Annotated in this window: 17 protein-coding genes and 1 riboswitch; of the genes, 7 read left to right on the forward strand and 10 right to left on the reverse strand. The window is 72.1% G+C overall.

Going from position 1 to position 20,731, the window contains the following annotated elements:
* Nucleotides 1-47 precede the first annotated feature (47 nt).
* From ACF09K_RS01240 to ACF09K_RS01260, 5 genes are all read right to left on the reverse strand, one after another.
* On the reverse strand, nucleotides 48-1,847 hold the full coding sequence (locus ACF09K_RS01240; RefSeq protein ID WP_392240409.1) for an ABC transporter substrate-binding protein: 1,800 nt from the start codon (nucleotides 1,845-1,847) through the stop codon (nucleotides 48-50).
* 68 nt (nucleotides 1,848-1,915) lie between these two features.
* Nucleotides 1,916-2,923, reverse strand: coding sequence for an ABC transporter permease (locus tag ACF09K_RS01245; protein WP_392240410.1), 1,008 nt, complete (start codon nucleotides 2,921-2,923; stop codon nucleotides 1,916-1,918).
* Between the two features lie 351 nt (nucleotides 2,924-3,274).
* On the reverse strand, nucleotides 3,275-4,075 hold the full coding sequence (locus ACF09K_RS01250; RefSeq protein ID WP_392240411.1) for an enhanced serine sensitivity protein SseB C-terminal domain-containing protein: 801 nt from the start codon (nucleotides 4,073-4,075) through the stop codon (nucleotides 3,275-3,277).
* A gap of 181 nt (nucleotides 4,076-4,256) precedes the next feature.
* The gene (locus ACF09K_RS01255; protein WP_392240412.1) at nucleotides 4,257-5,051 is read right to left on the reverse strand and encodes an enhanced serine sensitivity protein SseB; all 795 of its coding nucleotides are present in this window, start codon (nucleotides 5,049-5,051) and stop codon (nucleotides 4,257-4,259) included.
* 580 nt (nucleotides 5,052-5,631) lie between these two features.
* A complete protein-coding gene (locus ACF09K_RS01260) occupies nucleotides 5,632-6,300 on the reverse strand; it encodes an AAA family ATPase (RefSeq protein ID WP_392240413.1) in 669 nt (222 codons plus the stop codon).
* A gap of 177 nt (nucleotides 6,301-6,477) precedes the next feature.
* Nucleotides 6,478-6,577: riboswitch (glycine riboswitch) on the forward strand.
* A 151-nt stretch (nucleotides 6,578-6,728) separates the two neighbouring features.
* Between ACF09K_RS01260 and gcvT the strand changes: the two genes are divergently transcribed.
* The 5 genes from gcvT to ACF09K_RS01285 all read left to right on the forward strand — a co-directional run bounded on the left by gcvT (nucleotide 6,729) and on the right by ACF09K_RS01285 (nucleotide 11,770).
* Nucleotides 6,729-7,847 carry a glycine cleavage system aminomethyltransferase GcvT gene (gcvT, locus tag ACF09K_RS01265; protein ID WP_392240414.1) on the forward strand — a complete coding sequence of 373 codons (1,119 nt, stop codon included), beginning with the start codon at nucleotides 6,729-6,731 and terminating at the stop codon, nucleotides 7,845-7,847.
* A 134-nt stretch (nucleotides 7,848-7,981) separates the two neighbouring features.
* Complete coding sequence (gene gcvH / locus ACF09K_RS01270) at nucleotides 7,982-8,359, forward strand: glycine cleavage system protein GcvH (RefSeq protein ID WP_363091817.1); 378 nt, start codon at nucleotides 7,982-7,984, stop codon at nucleotides 8,357-8,359.
* A 15-nt stretch (nucleotides 8,360-8,374) separates the two neighbouring features.
* Complete coding sequence (gene glyA / locus ACF09K_RS01275) at nucleotides 8,375-9,637, forward strand: serine hydroxymethyltransferase (protein WP_392240415.1); 1,263 nt, start codon at nucleotides 8,375-8,377, stop codon at nucleotides 9,635-9,637.
* Between the two features lie 103 nt (nucleotides 9,638-9,740).
* Nucleotides 9,741-11,108, forward strand: a complete 1,368-nt coding sequence (locus tag ACF09K_RS01280; RefSeq protein WP_392240416.1) for an L-serine ammonia-lyase — start codon at nucleotides 9,741-9,743, stop codon at nucleotides 11,106-11,108.
* 104 nt (nucleotides 11,109-11,212) lie between these two features.
* On the forward strand, nucleotides 11,213-11,770 hold the full coding sequence (locus tag ACF09K_RS01285) for a glycoside hydrolase family 25 protein (RefSeq protein WP_392240417.1): 558 nt from the start codon (nucleotides 11,213-11,215) through the stop codon (nucleotides 11,768-11,770).
* 6 nt (nucleotides 11,771-11,776) lie between these two features.
* On the opposite strand, the gene ACF09K_RS01290 is transcribed toward ACF09K_RS01285, so the two are convergent.
* From ACF09K_RS01290 to glgX, 3 genes are all read right to left on the reverse strand, one after another.
* Nucleotides 11,777-12,439, reverse strand: a complete 663-nt coding sequence (locus ACF09K_RS01290) for an NADPH-dependent F420 reductase (protein ID WP_392240418.1) — start codon at nucleotides 12,437-12,439, stop codon at nucleotides 11,777-11,779.
* A gap of 163 nt (nucleotides 12,440-12,602) precedes the next feature.
* On the reverse strand, nucleotides 12,603-12,815 hold the full coding sequence (locus ACF09K_RS01295; protein ID WP_392240419.1) for an EF-hand domain-containing protein: 213 nt from the start codon (nucleotides 12,813-12,815) through the stop codon (nucleotides 12,603-12,605).
* A gap of 98 nt (nucleotides 12,816-12,913) precedes the next feature.
* Complete coding sequence (glgX, locus tag ACF09K_RS01300; protein WP_392240420.1) at nucleotides 12,914-15,148, reverse strand: glycogen debranching protein GlgX; 2,235 nt, start codon at nucleotides 15,146-15,148, stop codon at nucleotides 12,914-12,916.
* A 152-nt stretch (nucleotides 15,149-15,300) separates the two neighbouring features.
* Between glgX and ACF09K_RS01305 the strand changes: the two genes are divergently transcribed.
* Both ACF09K_RS01305 and ACF09K_RS01310 read left to right on the forward strand, forming a co-directional pair.
* Nucleotides 15,301-16,539, forward strand: coding sequence for an Ig-like domain-containing protein (locus tag ACF09K_RS01305; RefSeq protein WP_392240421.1), 1,239 nt, complete (start codon nucleotides 15,301-15,303; stop codon nucleotides 16,537-16,539).
* A 167-nt stretch (nucleotides 16,540-16,706) separates the two neighbouring features.
* Complete coding sequence (locus ACF09K_RS01310) at nucleotides 16,707-17,948, forward strand: Ig-like domain-containing protein (RefSeq protein WP_392240422.1); 1,242 nt, start codon at nucleotides 16,707-16,709, stop codon at nucleotides 17,946-17,948.
* 256 nt (nucleotides 17,949-18,204) lie between these two features.
* Here ACF09K_RS01310 and ACF09K_RS01315 read toward each other — a convergent pair whose 3' ends face one another.
* Complete coding sequence (locus ACF09K_RS01315) at nucleotides 18,205-19,236, reverse strand: adenosine deaminase (RefSeq protein ID WP_392240423.1); 1,032 nt, start codon at nucleotides 19,234-19,236, stop codon at nucleotides 18,205-18,207.
* 123 nt (nucleotides 19,237-19,359) lie between these two features.
* Nucleotides 19,360-20,586, reverse strand: coding sequence for a pyridoxal phosphate-dependent aminotransferase (locus tag ACF09K_RS01320; RefSeq protein WP_392240424.1), 1,227 nt, complete (start codon nucleotides 20,584-20,586; stop codon nucleotides 19,360-19,362).
* Nucleotides 20,587-20,731: the final 145 nt, after the last annotated feature.

Here is a 20,731-nt window from a genome sequence, read left to right on the forward strand (position 1 = left end):
CGCCGGCCTTCACCTGCCTTTCGTGCCGTTCGGCGGGTGTGCCGGGACTACTTCTTCGGGTTCTTCAGACCGAGGTTCACGAAGTCGTACTGACCGCTGTAACCGTCGGTGGTGTAGACGTTCGCCAGGTTGTCCGAGCGCCAGTTGATGAACTTCTCGAAGACGAAGGGCAGGTAGTACGCGCCCTCCATCACCTTGTGGTTGATCTCCGTGGCGATCTTGGTCTTGCCGGCGTCGTCCAGGGTGGTGACGTACTGGGCGAACAGACCGTCGATGGTCTTGTCCTTGATGAGCGCGTAGTTGTTGTTACCGCTCTCCGCGATGTACTTGCTGCTCCACAGCGGAAGACCGTAGCCCTGGACCGAGGGGAAGTCCGGACCCCAGCCCATGATGATGATGCCGTAGCCCTTCTTCTTCACGTTCGAGGGGCTGCCGATGATGCCGGCGGTCTGCGAGCCGTCGTACTGGTCGATCTCGGCGGTGATGCCGATCTTCTTCAGCGAGGCCTGCAGGGACTGGGCCGTGGCCACCTCGACCGGCTTGTTGTTGCGGACCGCGATGGTGGTCTTGAAGCCGTTCGGCTGGCCGCAGGCCTTCAGGGCAGCCTTGGCCTCGGTGACGTTGCCGCTCTTGTTCTCACCGGCGATCTTGTACGGGTCGTACTTCTGGCCCTCGGCGCCCGGGACGGACGGCGGCAGCATGTTGGTGCCGATGTCGCCACCGGCGATCGGGCCACCGCGCGCGGTCTGGAGCGACACGTGGTCGGCGCCGAGGATGACGGCCTTGCGGCACTCGAGCTTGTCGAACGGCGCGACGCTCTGCGGGAAGACCGCGTAACGGACGTAGCCGGAGACCGGGTTGTCCAGGTTGGCCTTGTGCTGCTTCAGGGCGGTGGTGCGGCCCTGCGGCGACATGCCGGTCTGGTTCAGGTCGAGGTCCAGGTCACCGCTCAGCAGACGCTGGTCGAGCTGGTTGGCGTCCGAGAAGAACTTGATGGTGATCTCGTCCGGGTAGGCCTTGCGGACCGGGTCCGAGGCCTGCTTCCAGTTGGTGTTGCGGACCAGCTTGAGGTCCTTGCCCGGGCTGTAGGACGCGAACTTGTACGGGCCCGAGGAGAACGGCTTCAGGCCGTACTTGGCCTTGGTGTCCATGTCCTGGCGGACCGGCGAGGCCGAGACCAGGGCCAGCATCTCCTCGAAGTCCGAGTTGGCCACGGGGAGCTTGAAGACGATGGTCTTGTCGTCCGGGGTCTCGATGGACTTCAGACCGAGCTTGTCGGCGGAGGTGTCCTTGTAGGGACCCTTGTACTCGCCCTTGGGGTCGAGCACGTCCTTCAGGTACGTCGGACCGCCGGACAGGACGTCCTGCGCCCACACGCGCTCGATGCCGTACTTCACGTCCTTGGACGTGATCGGCTTGCCGTCCTCCCACGTGACGCCGTCACGCAGGGTGTACGTGTAGGTCTTGCCGTCGTCCGTGATCTTCGCGGTCGCGGTGGCGAGGTCCGGAGTGATCTCGGCGCCCGCGGCACCCGGCTCGGTCTTGTTCGTGACGAGCTGGCGGCTGTAGTAGCGCGCGAAGTTCCACATCATGCCGTAGTAACCGCGCGTGGTGTCCCACGAGTCGGCGTCCTGCGCGGCACCGAACTTCAGCGTGCCGCCCTTCTTGGCGGCGGACGCCTGGGCGACCTTGTTGTTCGCGGCGTCGAAGCCGGCGGCGCCGGTCTTCGAACCGTTGTCGCCGTCGTCCGAACCGCCGCCGCACGCCGCCGTGGTCAGCAGCGCGGCGACCGCGGCAGCAGCGGCAATAGCCTGCTTGCGCCGCCCTGAGGTGCGTTGGGTAGTCACGATCTCGGATCCTCCGGATAGATGAGAGACCCCGTGTAGGTGCCACGGGACAGTTGGGGTGCGGCGGCTCAGCGAGAGGCCTTCGGGTCCAGCGCGTCACGGACGCCGTCGCCGAAGAGGTTGAAGGCGAGAACGGTGATGAAGATCGCCAGGCCCGGGACCACCATGTACATGGGGTCGGACTCGTAGTAGTCGATCGCGCTCGACAGCATCTGCCCCCAGGAGGCGGTGGGCGGCTTGACGCCCACGCCCAGGAAGCTGAGTGCCGCCTCGGTGAGGATGTTGGTGGGGATCATCATCGTGGTGTAGACGACGATCGGGGCCACGAGGTTGGGCAGCAGTTCCTTGAACAGGATGTACAGCCGCCCGGCGCCCAGCGATCGGGCGGCCTCCACGTACTCGCGCTCTCGCAGGGAGAGGGTCTGACCGCGCACCACACGTCCGATGTAGGGCCAGCCGAAGAAGCCGATGACCAGGATCATCACGAAGACGCGCACGTTGGAGCCGGTGAGGCCCAGCAGGTTGCTCGGCATGACGGAGACCAGCGCGATGATGAACAGCAGCTGGGGGAAGGCGAGCAGGCCGTCCATGACCCGGCTGACGACCGAGTCGACCCAGCCGCCGAAGAAGCCGGCGAGGATGCCCAGGACGGTGCCGAGGATCACGGCGACGACGGCCGACAGGAAGCCGACCAGCAGGGAGATCCGGGCGCCGTAGAGGATGCGGGCGAAGATGTCGCGGCCGTTGACCGGCTCGACGCCCAGCAGGTGCTCGCCGCTGATGCCGCCGAGGGAGCCCGTGGGGGTGCCGAACAGCGGGTCGATGAGGTTCTCGTGGTACTCGTTCGGGTCCTGGCCCAGGATCGAGGTGATCACCGGGGCCAGCAGCGCGACCACGACGAGGAGGAGCACCACGATGCCGCCGGTCAGGGCGAGCTTGTCCCGCTTCAGGCGCTCCCAGGCGATCCGACCCAGGGAACGGCCCTGTACGGCCTTCGCGTCGGCGGTGGCCACCGCCGCTTCCTCGGCCGGGCTCGGGGCCGCTTCCGCGGTCGGCTCGTGCAATGGTGCCGTCATCTGGCAGGGACCCCTCTCAACCGGCGGTAGCCGGCCCACACTTGCCGCTGTAGCGGCGTGATCAGTCCGTCGTACACAGGGGCGAAAGCACCCCTGATGCGCGAGTCTTCAACGCTTTGGCGATCTGTAGCCAGACTTGAAGGGGAAAGGATGCGTAAACGTGATGCTCTCAGGAGGATTCCGTTATCCGGACGGTGGGTAACGGGGGGCGGACACCCGCGAATTGGTGCAAAGTCACCCATAAACGGACTTAACGCACCGATCTACGCGCGAAGATTCACCGGGCCGACTCGTCGGGCCGACGCACGGAGACGGACGGAGACGGACGGCGAACAGCGGACGGCGGACACATCAGTGGCGACCGGTCGGCGGGAAGCCGTAGCCGCCCGCGGGGGCCGGCGCGGGCGGCGCCGCGGGGGCGTGCGCCTCGCGGTCGTAGAAGGGGCGGGCGTGGGCGCGCATCCAGAGGACCACCGGGTCGTAGTCGTCGCTCATGGTGACCGTGGACACCGGCAGGCCGTCCGGCACCGCGCCGACGGACTGCTGCATCATCGCCCGCACCGCGTCCACGGCCTGCGGGGAGGTGTCGTACACGTCGAGCCCGAGGGCGAGGTAGGGCGCGCCGAGGGCCGGCTGGACCCAGGCGCGGCGCAGGGAGCGCAGGGCCGGGGTGCGGTGGGCGTTCTGCGCGAGCAGGGCGTAGAACTGGGGGATCTCGATGGCCGGCTCGGACAGCCGCAGCGGCCCGGCCGGCTGGCGGTCCAGGCCGGTGGCGATCCGCCGCAGGTCGAGCCAGGGGATGCCGACGCCGCCGCCGGGGGCGTGCGGGTTCAGCCAGAGGCCGTGGTGGTCGGGGTAGAGCGTGCGGGCCGCGTCCAGCCCGTCGATCACCTCGTACGACCGGTTCCAGCCGCTCGCGGACAGTTCCCGGGCGGAGGTGACACAGGGGGCGTAGCCGTGTCCCTCGACGTCCATCGTGCCGTACTGGGCGTCGGCGGAACCGGCCTGACCCTGCCACAGGAGCATCCACACCTGGCCGGTGCCCGGGGTCGCGAGGGCGCGCAGGAGTGCCTCGTAGGCGTCGTAGCGCCCGGGGGTCACCTGGCGCAGCATGTGCTCGACCTGCCCGGCCGCGATGCCGCTGGCGCTCACCTGTACCGCCCCTTCGATAAGTTGCCCCGCTTTCGGGAGACCAGCTTAGGTGTCTTCGCCGACAACGGGTCCCCCCGAGGGGCCGGGTCGTCCGCCGCCGGCGGGACCGGCCCGGCGGGCTCCCGGCGGGGCCTCGCGGCACCGCCGCCCACCGGCGCGGACGTCACCCCGCGGGATGCCTTCAGTGGATCCGGGAGTAGAAGGGCCGCACGCGCTCCTTCAGCCACCGGGCCACCGGGTCCTCCGTCACGTCGAGCAGGACGAGGTTGACCGGCCAGGGGGCCGGGACCCGGCCGAGCGCCCTGCCGAGGGCCTCCAGGGGCAGCGCCCGCAGATCGCCCTCCGCCAGGGAGAGTTCGACGCCGACGAACATCACGGGGTCGGCCGTCTCGATCGCGGCGAGGCAGCGGCGGGCGGTCAGGACGACGCCGGTCGCCTCGAACTCGGCGGTGGCGGCGGACAGGAAGTCCACCGGGTCGTCCTGCCAGTCGGGCTCGTAGAGGCGGACCCGGCCGCCGCCGGCGGGACCGTCCAGCGGGGTGCGGCCGGCCCGGCACAGCTCGGCGACGGCCATCGGGGGCAGCGGGATGCCGACCGTGCCGTCCGGGTTCACCAGGACGCCGACCTGCGGGGGCAGCCCGCGGGCGAACTCGACGGCCGGGGCGACGGTGTACGACATGTGCGCGCCGACGACCTGCCGGAACTGCTCCTCGGAGCTGAACACGGGCACGTACGCCTGGCCCTCCAGCTCCAGGGTGGGCAGGTCCAGGGGGCCGCTGTGCGGGCCGCCCCCGGCGGGCAGCGGCACCCACACGAAGCTGCGGCCGAGCACCTCCACGATCCGTCCGCCGGCCCCGGGCACGCCGAGGGAGGCGGAGAGCACCTCCTCCAGCTCGTTGCCGGGCCATCCGCCGTGCGGATGGGGGTGCGCCTGTGCCGGGAAGTCCGCGGGGAAGTCCGCCGGGGGGAAGTCCATCTGCCTACCGCCTGCTGGGAACCACTGGGTGTGACTCGAAAGGCTATCGGGTACCGGGCCCGTCCCCGCGTCCCCGCATCCACCGGACGTCCTGACGACCGGGGCCGAGGGCCGGGGCCGGGGGCAAGGAGCCGGGGCCAGGGGGCGGGGGCCGGGGCCGGGGGGCGGGGGCCGGGACGGCGGCGGTGCGCCGGTCGCGGGGTCCGGCCCGCGCGGCGGGCCCGCCGACCGGCGAACCCCGGAACCGCCCGCCGGCCCGACGACCGGGGCCCCGAACCCGCCCGACGACCGGCGACCACGAGCCCCAGTCCCACGCAGCGGCCCGGCCGCCCGGCGGCCGCGGGCCCCGGATGCGCCCGGCATCCCGGCGGCACGGCGCCGCCGCGACAACCGGCGAATCCCGAACCCGCCCGGGGTCCGGCGACCACGAGCCCCAGTCCCACGCAGCGGCCCGGCCGCCCGGCGACCACGAGCCCCGGATGCGCACGGCATCCCGGCCTCCCGGCAGCCCGGTGGCCGCGGGTCCGAAGCCCCCGGGCTCGCGCGGCAACCGCGGCCCGGAGCCCCGCGCCCTTCCCGGTCAGCCGGTGAAGCCGATGCGGCGGAGGGTGTCGGCCGCGGCGCGGTCCAGGAGGACCGTCGAGCCGCAGCCCGCGGGGAGGCGGCCCCGCTCCGCCGCGCGCAGCAGGCGGGAGGCGGCACGGCGGTGGCGGCGGAAGGCGTACCGGGAGACGCCCCGGCCGCGCTCGCGCTGGCCCTCCAGCGCGGTGTCCACGGTGACGTCGAGCAGCACCAGGTGCAGGCTGCCGCCGCGGCGGCGGGCCTCGCGGGCCAGCCAGGCGCGCACCCAGGCCTGCGTGCCGCAGTCGTGGACGACGACGCCCCCGCCGGTGCGCAGGGCGCGGCGCAGACCGGCGTAGTGGGCGAGGCGGACGAGGGGGCGGTAGAGGGCGTAGGGCAGGGCGCGCGGCATGCGGGCGTCCCAGCGGTCGCGGGTGTCCTGGGAGTCGACGCGGACGCCCGTGACCGCGCGCTTCATCAGCGTCGACTTGCCGCTGCCGGGCAGTCCCGTGACCACGACCAGGTCGCGGGGCGCGAACAGCAGGCCGTGCGGGCTGCGGCCGTCGCGGTCGCGCAGGTCGCGGACGACCGGGGCGGGCGGTGCGTCGGCCGCCTCCCGGACGGAGGTCTGCGGCTGCGCGGGCAGTGCGAGCGCCGGGCCCGTCCCGAGTGCCGTGGTCCTGTTCACCGTGTTCGTCCTCCCCTGGGGTCAGACATGTCTTGTCCCCGTCGAGCGTAAAGAGAAGGTAATCCGGTTCGCCTCGCGTTTTCATGCGCTTACCGCCACAGGCCGGTTACAGATGCGGGCCTGCCGGGATCGGGCGGGGCGTGCGATGATGGCCGCGCCAACTGCATACCGGCCGTTTGAATCCGCGCGGGAGAGTCCCCACCGTCAGCATCGCTGGGGCGCCGAAGGAGCAAGTCCCTCCCTTGAATCTCTCAGGCACCGTTACCGCGCGGGCGAGGCACATCTGAAAAGCGGGCCGCCCTCCGGTGGCCCCACCCAAGGTGCAAGCCGTGACCGACCCGCGCGGAGGGTCACGGCGAACCTCTCAGGTTCCGATGACAGATGGGGAGGAAAGCCCTCGCCGTCATGCCTTGGGAGACGAACGCCCGATGAGCAGTACCCCGCTCCGCCACACCGCCCTCGACGCCCTGCATCGTTCGCTGGGCGCGACCATGACCGACTTCGCCGGCTGGGACATGCCCCTGCGCTACGGCTCCGAGCGCGACGAGCACAACGCCGTACGCACCCGGGCCGGCCTCTTCGACCTCTCGCACATGGGCGAGATCACCGTCACCGGCCCGCAGGCGGGCGCCCTGCTGAACTTCGCGCTGGTCGGGAACATCGCGGCCGTGGGCGTGGGCCGGGCCCGCTACACCATGATCTGCGACGCCGACGGCGGCATCCTCGACGACCTCATCGTGTACCGGCTCGCCGACACCGAGTTCATGGTCGTCGCCAACGCCTCCAACGCCCAGGTCGTCCTGGACGCGCTCACCGAGCGCGCCGGCGGCTTCGACGCCGAGGTGCGCGACGACCGCGACGCCTACGCGCTGCTCGCCGTCCAGGGCCCGGAGTCCCCCGGCATCCTGAAGTCGCTGACCGACGCCGACCTCGACGGCCTGAAGTACTACGCCGGCCTGCCCGGCACCGTCGCCGGCGTCCCCGCGCTCATCGCCCGCACCGGCTACACCGGCGAGGACGGCTTCGAGCTGTTCGTGAAGCCGGAGCACGCCGTCGAGCTGTGGCAGGCCCTGACGAAGGCCGGCGAGGCCGCCGGCCTGATCCCCTGCGGCCTGTCCTGCCGGGACACGCTCCGCCTGGAGGCGGGCATGCCGCTGTACGGCCACGAGCTGTCGACCGCGCTGACCCCCTTCGACGCCGGGCTCGGCCGGGTCGTGAAGTTCGACAAGGACGGCGACTTCGTGGGCCGCGCGGCGCTCGCCGCCGCCGCCGAGCGCGCCGCGACGAACCCGCCGCGGGTCCTCGTCGGCCTGGTCGCCGAGGGCCGCCGCGTCCCGCGCGCCGGGTACGCCGTGGTCACGGGCGGCGAGGTGGTCGGCGAGGTCACCTCCGGCGCCCCCTCCCCCACGCTGGGCAAGCCGATCGCGATGGCCTACGTCGACGCCGCGCACGCGGCACCGGGCACGCCGGGTGTCGGCGTGGACATCCGGGGCAGCCACGAGCCGTACGAGGTCGTGGCGCTGCCGTTCTACAAGCGCCGGAAGTAGAGACTGGCGCACGGCCGCGGAGACCGGGCCCCGGCCGGCCCCGCACGTGACCCCGCGCACATCCGCGCTGCTCACGTGCGTCTCCAGCAGTCCCCCTTCATCAGCACTCCCTCGCGTACAGGAGAATTCAGGCCATGAGCAACCCCCAGCAGCTGCGTTACAGCAAGGAGCACGAGTGGCTGTCGGGCGCCGAGGACGGCGTCTCGACGGTCGGCATCACGGAGCACGCGGCCAACGCGCTCGGCGACGTGGTCTTCGTCCAGCTCCCCGAGGTCGGTGCCACGGTGACCGCGGGCGAGTCCTGCGGCGAGCTGGAGTCGACCAAGTCGGTCAGCGAGCTGTACGCGCCGGTCACCGGCGAGATCGCCGAGGTCAACCAGGACGTCGTGGACGACCCGTCGCTGGTGAACTCCGCCCCCTTCGAGGGCGGCTGGCTGTTCAAGGTACGCGTCACGGACGAGCCGGCCGAGCTGCTCTCCGCCGACGAGTACACCGCCTTCATCGCCGGCTGAGAGGTCGAAAGACGCATGTCTGTCCTGAACACGCCCCTGCACGAGCTCGACCCGGAGATCGCCGCGGCGGTCGACGGCGAGCTGCGCCGCCAGCAGTCCACGCTCGAGATGATCGCCTCGGAGAACTTCGCTCCGCTGGCCGTCATGGAGGCGCAGGGCTCGGTCCTGACCAACAAGTACGCCGAGGGCTACCCCGGCCGCCGCTACTACGGCGGCTGCGAGCACGTCGACGTGGCCGAGCAGATCGCGATCGACCGGGTCAAGGAGCTGTTCGGCGCCGAGTACGCCAACGTCCAGCCGCACTCGGGCGCCTCCGCCAACCAGGCCGCCCTGTTCGCGCTGGCCCAGCCCGGCGACACCATCCTGGGCCTGGACCTGGCGCACGGCGGTCACCTGACCCACGGGATGCGGCTGAACTTCTCCGGCAAGCAGTTCGACGTGGTCGCCTACCACGTGGACGAGGCCGGCCTGGTCGACATGGCCGAGGTCGAGCGGCTCGCCAAGGAGCACCGCCCGAAGGTGATCATCGCGGGCTGGTCGGCGTACCCGCGGCAGCTGGACTTCGCCGAGTTCCGCCGGATCGCCGACGAGGTCGAGGCGTACCTGTGGGTGGACATGGCGCACTTCGCCGGTCTGGTCGCGGCGGGCCTGCACCCGAACCCGGTGCCGTACGCGGACGTGGTCACCTCCACGACCCACAAGACGCTGGGCGGTCCGCGCGGCGGCATCATCCTGGCGAGGAAGGAGTTCGCGAAGAAGCTGAACTCCTCCGTCTTCCCCGGCTTCCAGGGCGGCCCCCTGGAGCACGTCATCGCGGCGAAGGCGGTGTCCTTCAAGGTCGCGGCCTCGGACGACTTCAAGGAGCGCCAGCGCCGTACGGTGGAGGGCGCGCGGATCCTCGCCGAGCGGCTGACCGCGCCGGACGCCCGGGAGGCCGGGGTCGACGTCCTGTCCGGCGGCACCGACGTGCACCTGATCCTGGTGGACCTGCGCGAGTCCGAGCTGGACGGGCAGCAGGCCGAGGACCGTCTCCACGAGGTCGGCATCACGGTCAACCGCAACGCGGTCCCGAACGACCCGCGGCCCCCGATGGTCACCTCGGGCCTGCGCATCGGCACGCCCGCCCTCGCCACCCGCGGCTTCACGGCCGAGGACTTCGCCGAGGTCGCGGACGTGATCGCGGAGGCGCTCAAGCCGGCCCACGACGCGGAGGCGCTGAAGGCCCGGGTCGTGGCCCTTGCCGAGAAGCACCCGCTCTACCCCGGCCTGAGCAAGTAGTTCCCGTTTTCCGACGGTTTTTCGATGGGTGTCCCGCACACTGGTCGGTGGGCGGGACACCCATCGGAAACTTCCCGCACCACCCCCGTATGGAGGAGTCCCCGTGGCCATCTCGGTCTTCGACCTGTTCTCGATCGGCATCGGCCCGTCCAGCTCCCACACGGTCGGCCCGATGCGGGCGGCGCGCATGTTCGCGCGGCGCCTGCGCAACGAGGGCGTGCTGGACTCCGTCGCGTCCGTGCGCTCCGAGCTGTACGGCTCCCTGGGCGCGACCGGCCACGGCCACGGCACGCCGAAGGCCGTCCTGCTCGGCCTGGAGGGCGACTCGCCGCGCACGGTGGACGTGGAGACGGCGGACGCCCGGGTGGAGCGGATCAAGGACTCGGGCCGCATCCGGCTGCTCGGTGAGCGCGAGATCCCGTTCTCCTTCGACGACGACCTCGTCCTGCACCGCCGCGAGACCCTCCCGTACCACGCGAACGGCATGACGCTGTGGGCGTACGACGACGGGGGCGCGGAGCTGCTGTCGAAGACGTACTACTCGGTGGGCGGCGGGTTCGTCGTCGACGAGGACGCGGTCGGCGCGGACCGGATCAAGCTGGACGACACGGTCCTGAAGTACCCCTTCCGCACGGGTGACGAGCTGCTGCGGCTGACGCAGGAGACGGGGCTGTCGATCTCCTCGCTGATGCTGGAGAACGAGCGGGCCTGGCGCACCGAGGAGGAGATCCACGAGGGGCTGCTGGAGATCTGGCGGGTGATGCAGGCCTGCGTGGCCCGCGGCATGTCCCGCGAGGGCATCCTGCCGGGCGGCCTGCGGGTGCGCCGCCGCGCCGCCATGACGGCCCGTCAGCTCCGGGCGGACGGCGACCCGTTGACCCATTCCATGGAGTGGATCACGCTGTACGCGATGGCGGTGAACGAGGAGAACGCGGCGGGCGGCAGGGTGGTCACCGCCCCCACGAACGGCGCGGCCGGCATCATCCCCGCGGTCCTGCACTACTACGTCAACTTCATCCCCGGCGCCGACGAGGAGGGCGTCGTCCGCTTCCTCCTGGCCGCCGGCGCGATCGGCATGCTCTTCAAGGAGAACGCCTCCATCTCCGGCGCCGAGGTCGGCTGCCAGGGCGAGGTGGGCTCCGCCTGCTCCATGGCGGCGGGCGCGCTGGCGGAGGTGCTCGGCGGCTCCCCCGAACAGGTCGAGAACGCCGCGGAGATCGGCATGGAGCACAACCTCGGTCTCACCTGCGACCCGGTGGGCGGCCTGGTCCAGATCCCCTGCATCGAGCGCAACGGCATGGCCGCGGTGAAGGCGGTCACGGCGGCCCGCATGGCCATGCGCGGCGACGGCTCGCACAAGGTCTCCCTCGACAAGGTCATCAAGACGATGAAGGACACCGGCGCGGACATGTCGGTCAAGTACAAGGAGACGGCCCGCGGCGGGCTGGCGGTGAACATCATCGAGTGCTGAGCCCCCGTCGGCACGCCGGGGGACGGAAGCGGAGGTTCCGGCGTCGGCGTGTCGGGGCATAAGACAACTCCCCTTCCTTCTGCTGCACTTCCGGGAGTCGCCCCATGCTCCGTGGTGTCGATGTCAGCGCCTACCAGTCCTCCGCCTACGCGACGGACGGCCTCTCCTTCGTCTTCGTCAAGGCGACGGAGGGCCGTACGTACGTCAACTCCAGGCTCGCCGCCCAGACGAAGCGGGCGCGGGACGCCGGCCTGGTCGTCGGCTTCTACCACTTCCTCTGGCCGGGCAACCTCGGCGCCCAGGCGGAACACTTCCTGGCGAAGGCGCCGGAGCGCCCCGGTGACATCCTCGCCGTCGACTGGGAGACGACGGGCGAGGGCACCCACGCGAGCAACGCCGAGAAGGACCGCTTCATCCGCAGGCTCAAGGAGCTGCGGCCGCGCAACCGGGTCGTCCTGTACTGCAACCGGACCTACTGGCTGAACGTCGACGACACCTCGTACGCCGGCGACGGCCTGTGGATAGCCGACTACGTCACCGCGGGCAAGCCCCGCATCAAGGCGAAGTGGCGCTTCCACCAGTACACGGACGAGCCCCTCGACAAGAACGTGGCGAGGTTCGCCGACCGGGCGGCGCTGCGGGCGTGGGCGACCGTGGGGTGAGCCGGCTCAGCCCCGGAAGGCCTCCGGGCGCTCCGGGGAGGCCGCCGCCAGGGCCCGGGTGACCTCGTCGACGCCGCCGCGCAGGCCGTACACCGGGGTGTCGGGCTGCTGGCGCCAGGAGTCGTCGATGCCGCCCGCGTCGACCGTGTCGAAGCCGAGTTCGTCGATCAGGGACCGGACCTTGGCCTTGGCGGCCTCGTCGTCGCCCGCGACGGGCAGGGCCATGCGGCCGGGGGCGCCGGCCGGGAGGGGGCGGTCCAGGATGTCCTGGGCGTAGGTGCCGTTGAACGCCTTGACCACCGGGTGTCCGATCCGGCGCTCCGTCCAGCGGCTCTCGGTGAGGCCCTCGTCCTCGATGGCGTCGATCCGGCCGTCGCGCTGCTGCGGGTAGTAGTTGCCGGTGTCGATGACGGCGACGCCCTCGGCCGCGCCGTCGAGGATGCCGGAGGGCAGGTCCGGGACCGCCTTGAGCGGGATCGTGACGACGACGATCTCGGCGCCGCGCGCCGCCTCGGTGACCTCGACGGGTGTCGCGCCCGTCTCCTTCGCCAGCTCCGTGAGCGTCTGCGGGCCGCGGGAGTTGGCCACGGAGACGTCGTGGCCGAGGGCGGTGAGCCGCCGGGTGAGGTTGCCGCCGATGTTGCCCGCGCCGATGATGCCGATCTTCACGTCAGGTCCTTCCCGAAGATTTCATGCACATGCATGCTTTCGGTGGCTCAACCACGGCCGGCCGCCGCCTATTCCGCTCCGCCGCCGTACGGGTGAAGCGCGGATGCCGGAGGACGCCGGAGGGGTGTCCCGCGGCGGCCGCCGGACACCCCTCCGTCACGCGTCACTTGCCCAGGTAGGCCCAGAACTCGTCGAACGACAGGACCTTGTCGCCGTCCAGGTCGCGGGTCTTGATGACGGCCTCGGCGACCGTGTCGGTGACGTGCCAGTCGCCCCCCTGGGCCAGGGCGGTCTTGAACTCGACCGCGGTGATGAACCCGTCACCGTCCGCGTCGATCCGCTGGAACTGCTTGCGTGCCTCTTCGATGTCCGCCACCGGTCCGCCCCTCTTCGTCATACCTTGCGGTGCTGCGTTGCCGTCGTTCTGACGCAGGTCAGATTAACGGGCCGGGTGAGCACGCGGTGCGGCCGCCCTCAGGAGGCCACCCGCAGCAGGAGCACCGACCGGGCCGGGACCGTCACCCCCGTCCCCGCCCGGTGCGTGACGGCCGGGGCGGTGTCCTGGTCCTCGCGGGAGGTGTCCACCACGACCTCGTAGCGGTCCGCCCAGGGCGGGCCCGGCAGGACGAAGTGGGCGGGGCGGTCGCCCGCGTGCAGGAGGGCGAGGAAGCCGTCGTCCGTGACCGGGGCGCCCCGCTCGTCGCGGCCGGGGATGTCCCGGCCGGAGAGGTACATGCCGAGCGTCGCCGCGGGCGCGTACCAGTCCCCTTCCGTCATCTCCGTGCCGCGGGCGGTGAACCAGGCCAGGTCGCGCAGCCCGTCCGCGGAGTGGGGGCGGCCGGAGAAGAACGCCCGGCGGCGCAGCACGGGATGGCGGTGGCGCAGGGCGATCAGGCGGGCGGTCAGGTCGTGCAGGGCCTTCCAGCCGGGGTCCTCCAGCAGGCTCCAGTCCAGCCAGCTGGTCTCGTCGTCCTGGCAGTACGCGTTGTTGTTGCCGCGCTGGGTGCGGCCCAGCTCGTCGCCCGCGACCAGCATCGGCACGCCGGTCGACAGCAGCAGCGTGGTCATCAGGTTGCGCAGCTGCCGCCGCCGCAGCGCGCGCACCCCCTCGTCGTCCGTCTCCCCCTCGGCGCCGCAGTTCCAGGAGCGGTTGTCGTCCGTGCCGTCCCGGTTGCCCTCGCCGTTGGCCTCGTTGTGCTTGCGCTCGTAGGACACGAGGTCGCGCAGGGTGAACCCGTCGTGGGCGGTGACGAAGTTGACGGAGGCGTAGGGGCGCCGGCCGCCCCAGGCGTACAGGTCGCTGGAACCGGACAGGCGGTAGCCCATCTCGCGGACGTCCGGCAGGGCGTGCCGCCAGAAGTCGCGCACGGTGTCGCGGTAGCGGTCGTTCCACTCCGTCCACAGCGGGGGGAAGGCGCCCACCTGGTAGCCGCCCGACCCCACGTCCCAGGGTTCCGCGATCAGCTTCACCCGCCGCAGCACCGGGTCCTGCGCGATCACCGCGAGGAACGGCGACAGCATGTCCACGTCGTGCATGGAGCGGGCGAGGGCGGCGGCCAGGTCGAAGCGGAAGCCGTCGACGCCCATCTCCGTGACCCAGTAGCGCAGCGAGTCCGTGATCAGGCGCAGCACGTGCGGCTGGACGACGTGCAGGGTGTTGCCGCAGCCCGTGTAGTCGGCGTACCGGCGGGCGTCGGGCTGCAGGCGGTAGTAGCCGCGGTTGTCGACGCCCTTCAGGGACAGCGTCGGGCCCAGCTCGCCCGCCTCCGCGGTGTGGTTGTAGACCACGTCGAGGATGACCTCGATGCCGGCCGCGTGCAGCGCGCGCACCATCCGCTTGAACTCGCCGACCTGTCCGCCCGTCGTCCCGGCGGAGGCGTACCCGGCGTGCGGGGCGAAGTAGCCGATGGAGTTGTAGCCCCAGTAGTTGCGCAGTCCCCGGCGCAGCAGGTGGTCCTCGTGGGCGAACTGGTGGACCGGGAGCAGTTCGACGGCCGTGACGCCCAGGCCGGCCAGGTGCTCGATGGCGGCCGGGTGCGCCAGGCCGGCGTAGGTGCCGCGCAGTTCCCCGGGGACGCCGGGGTGGCGCATGGTGAAGCCGCGGACGTGCAGCTCGTAGATGACCGAGTCCGCCCAGGGGGTCTTGGGGCGGCGGTCGTCGGACCAGTCGTCGTCGTCGTGGACGACGACGCCCTTGGGGACGTGGGGCGCGGAGTCCCGCTCGTCGCGGACGGTGTCGGCGACCTGCTGCTGGGGCCAGTCGCGGACGTGCCCGTACACCTCGGGCGGCAGGCCGAACTCGCCGTCCACGGCGCGGGCGTACGGGTCGAGGAGCAGCTTCGCCGGGTTCCAGCGGGCGCCGGTCCACGGGTCCCAGCGGCCGTGCACCCGGTAGCCGTAGCGCTGGCCGGGCATCACGCCGGGCACGAAGCCGTGCCAGATCTCGTGCGTGAGTTCCGTCAGCCGGGCGCGGGTCTCGCGGCCCCGGTCGTCGAAGAGGCACAGCTCGACGGCCTCCGCGCCGCCCGCCCACAGGGCGAAGTTGGTGCCGGCGACCCCGTCGGGGCCGACCCGGAAGCGGGCCCCGAGGGGCGTGGACGCGCCGGGCCACACGGGCACGCCGGGCGTCCTGCGCGACGCCCCGTCCACGACGACGTACCCGGCGGGGCGCTTCTCCGCCACCGCCTCCTGCTCGGCTGCGCTGGACACCGTTCAGCCTCCCGCGGCTCGTGGCACGACGCGGGTCCGGGGCGTACGGCGTCCCGGCCGCTGCTCCCTCGGCGTCGTCCTCCCCCCTGTTCTGCCCAGCGCGTGCCTCGCACTCACGTTTCCCCGGGGCGTGCCCCGTCGTTGGACAGCGCGTGAGGCACGTAACTGGGCGCGCACGGCGCGCGGGGGTCGCACTGACCGCCGTACTGACATGGGCAGGACTGCTGGCGGGAGCCGCCGGATGCAGCGGGGGCGGCGGGCTCGACCGCGTGCTGGGCGGGCCCCCGGCATCCGAGGACGTCATCCGGGTCACCCCGCGGGACGGCAGCCGGGAGGTGCGTCCCGGCCAGGCGCTGCGGGTCCGGGTGCCCGACGGGCGACTGGAGTCGGTGCGGGTCCGCAAGCAGCAGGACGCGCGGGAGAGCGAGGTGCCGGGCCTGATCTCCGCGGACGGCCGCGGCTGGAGCCCGGCGGACGGCCGGCTCGCGCTCGCCGCCCGGTACACGGTCGACGCGGTCGCCGTGGACGGCGACGGACGCCGCTCGGCCCGGCACACCACGTTCACGACGTACGTCCCCGAGGAGCGGTTCATCGGGTACGTCACGCCGGAGAACCGCTCGACGGTCGGCACGGGGATGATCGTGTCCCTGGAGTTCAACCGGGAGATCCGGAACCGGGCCGCCGTCGAGCGCGCCGTCCGCGTGAGCGCCGAGCCGGCCGTCGAGGTGCGGCCGCACTGGTTCGGCGCCTCCCGGCTGGACTTCCGCCCCGAGCGCTACTGGAGGCCCGGCACCCGCGTCACCGTCTCCCTGCGCTTCCGCGACGTCGAGGGGGCGCCCGGCGTCTACGGGCTCCAGGACAGGACGTTCTCCTTCGCCGTCGGCCGCCACCAGGTCTCCCTCGTCGACGCCGCCGACCACACCATGCAGGTGCGGCGCGAGGGCGAACTGCTCGCCACCGTGCCCATCACCGCCGGGGCGCCGAAGACGACCACGTACAACGGCAAGATGGTGGTCACGGAGATGCTGGAAGTGACCCGGATGAACGGCGCCACCGTCGGCTTCAGGAAGAAGAACGGCAAGAGCGAGTACGACATCCCGGACGTGCCGCACGCGATGCGGCTCACCGAGTCGGGCACCTTCCTGCACGGCAACTACTGGGCGTCGCCGCGGGACTTCGGGCGGGTCAACCTCAGCCACGGGTGCGTGGGGCTCAGGGACGTGAAGGGCGGCGGCGCGGACACCCCCGCGGGCTGGTTCTTCGACCGCAGTCTCGTCGGGGACGTCGTCGAGGTGGTCCGCAGCAAGGACAGGACGGTCGCCCCGGACAACGGGCTCGGCGGCTGGAACATGAACTGGAGGCGGTGGACCGCCGGCAGCGCGGTGAACTGACGTCCGCACGCCCTTCCCCTCCCCCCTCCCCTCCCCCGGCCGAAGTTGGGACGGAACGGTGACACTCCGGGGTCACCGGGCCCGCTGACCATGTGGTTAATATGCGCGCAGCGCAGGGGACGTGCCTGCGTGCGGGCCTGACCGGCCCGGGGGAGGGGAGAACGGACTTGAACGTGCGACCGATATCGGGGGCATCGGTTGGCGGACGCCCACGCGTCCGCGACAGGCGGCTGGCGCTGGTCGTCGGAGGGTTGCTGCTGACCGTCACGGCCTGCGGGGGCGGGGCGTCCGGGGCGGAGGAGACGAAGGACGGCAAGGGCGCGGGCGCCGCGACCGCGGCGAGCGGGCAGTCGGAGGCGGTCGTCTCGATCGCCCCGAAGGACGGCGCGAAGTCCGTCGACACCAGCGGCGCCCTGAAGGTGACGGCCGCCAAGGGCAAACTGACCGAGGTCGTCGTCAAGGACGCCGAGGGCGCGAAGGTCGAGGGCACGATCTCCGCGGACGGCGCCGGCTGGACGCCGAGCACCCACCTGGCCGCCGCCACCAAGTACCAGGTGCACGCGGTCGCCAAGGACGCCGAGGGCCGTACGGCCGCCGAGGACGCGTCCTTCACCACGCTGACGCCCGAGAACACCTTCGTCGGCACCTTCACGCCGGAGGACGGCTCCACCGTCGGCGTCGGCATGCCGTTCTCGCTCCGCTTCACGCGGGGCATCACCGCGCCCGACGACGTCGAGAAGGCCGTCAGGATCACCACGGTCCCGGCCGTCGACGTGCAGGGCCACTGGTTCGGCAACGACCGCCTCGACTTCCGGCCCGAGAAGTACTGGAAGGCCGGCACCAAGGTGACGGTCGAGCTGAACCTCGACGGCGTCGAGGGCCGCAAGGGCGTCTACGGCAAGCAGTCCAAGAAGATCTCCTTCACCATCGGCCGCGACCAGGTGTCCGTCGTGGACGCCAAGAAGCAGACGATGAAGGTGATGCGGGAGGGCAAGGTCGTCAAGACCATCCCGGTCACCACCGGCAAGGCCGGCTACGCCACCTGGAACGGCCAGATGGTCATCAGTGAGAAGTTCACGGTGACCCGCATGAACGGCGACACGGTCGGCTACGACGGCGAGTACGACATCAAGGACGTCCCGCACGCCATGCGGCTGACCGACTCCGGCACCTTCGTGCACGGCAACTACTGGGGCGGCGACGCCTTCGGCAACTACAACGCCAGCCACGGCTGCATCGGCCTGCGGGACGTGCGCGGCGGCTACGACAGCGGCGTGCCGGCCGCCTGGTTCTTCAACCAGTCGATGACCGGCGACGTGGTGGTCGTGAAGAACTCCACCGACCCGGTGGTCTCCCCCTCCAACGGCCTCAACGGCTGGAACATCCCGTGGGCGGAGTGGACGAAGTAGGTCCCGGGCGGATCGTCTCCGGCGGCGGGGGGGGGGGGGGGGGGCCCCCCCCCCCCGCCCCCCCCCCCCGGGGGGCCCGGCCCCCCCCCCCGGGGCGGGGGGGGGGGGCCCGCCCCCCCCCCCCCCGGGGGGGGGGCGGCCGGGGGGGGGGGGGGGGGGGGGGGGGGGGGGGGGGGGCCCCCCCCCCCCCCCCCCGCCGCCCCGGCCGCTGAGCCCCGCCCCCCCGGCCGCTGAGCCGCGGCGCGCGGGCCGCGGCTCAGGAGGCCAGCCAGTCGTCCACCCCCGACAGCAGCTTCCGCCGCACGTCCTCCGGGGCCGCCGAACCCCGGATCGAGTGGCGGGCCAGCTCGGCCAGCTCCTCGTCCGTGAAGGCGTGGTGGCGGCGGGCCAGCTCGTACTGGTCGGCCAGCCGGGAGCCGAACAGCAGGGGGTCGTCGGCGCCCAGGGCCAACGGCACCCCGGCCTCGTACAGGGTGCGCAGCGGCACGTCCTCCGGCTTGTCGTAGACGCCCAGGGCCACGTTCGAGGCGGGGCAGACCTCGCAGGTGACGCCGCGCTCGGCGAGCCGCCTCATCAGCCGCGGGTCGTCCGCCGCCCGGACGCCGTGCCCGATCCGCGTGGCGTGCAGGTCGTCGAGGCAGTCCCGCACCGAGGAGGGCCCGGCCAGCTCGCCGCCGTGCGGCGCCGACAGCAGACCGCCCTCCCGGGCGATGGCGAAGGCGCGGTCGAAGTCCCGCGCCATGCCCCGGCGCTCGTCGTTCGACAGCCCGAAGCCCACCACGCCCCGGTCGGCGTAACGCACGGCCAGCCGGGCCAGCGTGCGGGCGTCCAGCGGATGCCTCATCCGGTTCGCCGCCACCAGCACCCGCATCCCGAGCCCGGTCTCCCGGGCCGCCGACTCCACGGCGTCCAGGATGATCTCCAGCGTCGGGATCAGCCCGCCCAGCCGCGGCGCGTACGACGTCGGGTCCACCTGGATCTCCAGCCAGCCCGAACCGTCCTTCACGTCCTCCTCGGCGGCCTCGCGCACCAGCCGCCGGATGTCCTCGGCCTCCCTGATGCAGGAGCGGGCCGCGTCGTACAACCGCTGGAAGCGGAACCAGCCCCGCTCGTCGGTCGCCCGCAGCCGGGGCGGCTCCCCACTGGTCAGGGCCTCGCTCAGCGTCTCCGGCAGACGCACGCCGTACTTGTCGGCGAGTTCCAGCACGGTGCCGGGCCGCATCGACCCGGTGAAGTGCAGGTGCAGATGGGCTTTCGGCAGCTCAGAGACATCACGTACACGCTCCATTCCGGAATCCTGCCGTACGCCGGGGCCGTCCGGGTAGCCGTTTCCCCGAACGTGGTCCCGCTCGCACACGGCAGCGGGCCGCCTCCCGGAGGAGACGGCCCGCGGCCTCGCGCACGGGGCGGGTCAGTCCCTGGCCTCCGCCAGCAGCTTCTGGATCCGGCTCACGCCCTCGACGAGGTCCTCGTCGCCGAGCGCGTACGACAGCCGCAGGTAGCCCGGCGTGCCGAAGGCCTCGCCCGGGACGACCGCGACCTCGGCCTCCTCCAGGATGAGCGCTGCCAGCTCGACGGAGTCCTGCGGGCGCTTCCCCCGGATCTCCTTGCCGAGCAGGGCCTTCACCGACGGGTAGGCGTAGAAGGCGCCCTCGGGCTCCGGGCAGAGCACCCCGTCGATCTCGTTGAGCATGCGCACGATGGTCCGGCGGCGGCGGTCGAACGCCTCCCGCATCGTCGCGACCGCGTCCAGGTCACCGGAGACGGCGGCCAGCGCGGCCACCTGGGCCACGTTCGAGACGTTCGAGGTGGCGTGCGACTGGAGGTTCGTCGCCGCCTTCACCACGTCCTTCGGGCCGATGATCCAGCCCACCCGCCAGCCCGTCATCGCGTACGTCTTGGCGACGCCGTTGACCACGATGCACTTGTCGCGCAGCTCGGGCAGGACCGCCGGCAGCGAGACGAACTTCGCGTCGCCGTAGACGAGGTGCTCGTAGATCTCGTCGGTCATCACCCACAGGCCGTGCTCCACGGCCCAGCGGCCGATCGCCTCCGCCTCGGCCTCGCCGTAGACGGCGCCGGTCGGGTTGGACGGGGAGACGAACAGGACGACCTTGGTCCGCTCCGTGCGCGCCGCCTCCAGCTGCTCCACGCTGACGCGGTAACCGGTCGTCTCGTCGGCGACGACCTCCACCGGGACACCGCCGGCCAGCCGGATCGACTCGGGGTACGTCGTCCAGTACGGCGCCGGGACGATGACCTCGTCGCCCGGGTCGAGGATCGCGGCGAAGGCCTCGTAGATGGCCTGCTTGCCGCCGTTGGTGACGAGGATCTGCGCCGGGTCGACCTCGTAGCCGGAGTCGCGCAGCGTCTTCGCGGCGATCGCGGCCTTCAGCTCGGGCAGGCCGCCGGCCGGCGTGTAGCGGTGGTACTTCGGGTTCTTGCAGGCCTCGACCGCGGCCTCGACGATGTAGTCCGGGGTCGGGAAGTCGGGCTCACCGGCGCCGAAGCCGATCACCGGCCGCCCGGCGGCCTTCAGTGCCTTGGCCTTGGCGTCCACGGCGAGGGTGGCGGACTCGGAGATCGCACCGACCCGGGCGGAGACCCGGCGCTCGGTGGGAGGGGTTGCAGGGCTCATGACCCCATGTTTTCAGACCGGAAACCCGCCCGGCACACGGGTTTCACGGACTGAACAAGGACGGGTCCCCTGGCGAACACCCGTGCCGATCCGGGCGGTGGCCTGGCGATCTTCCGGCCGTTTCCCGGCGATCTTCCGCCGCCGG

The organism is Streptomyces sp. NPDC014882 (assembly GCF_043081325.1).
GTDB lineage: Bacteria > Actinomycetota > Actinomycetes > Streptomycetales > Streptomycetaceae > Streptomyces.